The sequence below is a fragment of the Stenotrophomonas sp. 05L414_2 genome, assembly GCF_056397905.1.
The window spans coordinates 1-1,193 of sequence record NZ_JBFTOJ010000323.1; the positions used below are offsets into that span (position 1 = coordinate 1).

The window sequence follows — 1,193 nt, forward strand, 5'->3', positions numbered from 1 at the left end:
GGGGTAGTGCCGGCCGCTGGCCGGCAACCCGGTGGCGCGAAAGCGTGTCGACCAAGGTCGACACCTGCCCGGGCAGATGCGCTTCAACCAACCTTCGAAGGGCCGGTGCGCCAGCGGCTGGGCACCAGCCCGAAGCGCTTGCGGAATGCGGCAGCGAAGTTGCTGGGATGCCGATAGCCGGTTTCCGCAGCCGCCTGTTCCACGCTCCAGCCGGATTCGCGAAGGCCCTGCTCGGCATGTCGCATGCGTTGTTCGTGCAGGTAGTCGAACACCGAGCAGCCATACGCCTGGACGAAGTGCCGGCGCAGTGCGCTGGGGCTCATGCAGGCCAGTTGGGCAAGTTCCAGCAGGCTGTGCGCATGGCCAGGGTCGTCGTGCAGGAACGTCCGTACGCGTTCCAGCCGTGCCCGCTGGCCACTGCGCAGCGCACGCGCACCTTCGGCGTGCAGATCATCGGCCTGCAGGCCGGTGGACAGCAGCTGCAGGGCAATGCCCTCGCGCCACAGCGCGTCCAGGCCATCCTGCCAGGGGCTGTCGAACAGCTGCGCGAGAGGCGGCARCATCGCGTGCGGAATCGCCCAGTGCCTGCATTCCATGTGTGAACCCAATGCCCGCTGCAATTGCGGTTGCCGCAGCAGGTCCGGGTCCAGATCGGCTGGCACCATCAGGCTGATGCCACGCAGGCGCATATTGCCGGGATGGACGCCGACCATTGCCACATGGTCGCGGTGGCTGGTGGTCACGGCGGTGCCTGCGCGCAGGCTGAAGTCACTGCGGTTGGGAACCTGCACGTCGACCTGGCCCTGCAGCATCACGCGGATGACCAGGCCGGGCCGTTCGTGCGCTGTGGCGGTGTAGGCGATGCGGTTGTGCACATCCGATGCGAGCAGGCTCATGCCGCCGCGCAGGGTCTGTTCGTGCAGGTCGCCGTGACCGGCCCACTGTTCTTCGCGCAGGTGGCTTGGATCGGCACGGTAGTCATAGCCGTGTCGCTGGCCAAAACGGCGGTAATCGGCAAACGTGAAATATCGGGACATCGCTCGGCGCTCAACCATGGATGATGGGTGCCGGCGACGATGTGCCCGCACGTTCCATCGTGCACCTGCAGCGCGGATCGGTCCTGCGCTTTCAGAGTTGGAAATAGATTCCTGTCATTTTCTCCAATGCCAGCCCGAATGCGATATCCAACGGGT

The 1,193-nt window shown here is 65.6% G+C and carries 1 protein-coding gene; it reads right to left on the reverse strand.

Features of this window, described 5'->3' with window-relative positions; genetic code table 11:
• Positions 1-83 precede the first annotated feature (83 nt).
• Positions 84-1,037, reverse strand: coding sequence for a helix-turn-helix transcriptional regulator (locus tag AC1DJN_RS22010; RefSeq protein ID WP_025878502.1), 954 nt, complete (start codon positions 1,035-1,037; stop codon positions 84-86).
• Positions 1,038-1,193 lie beyond the last annotated feature (156 nt).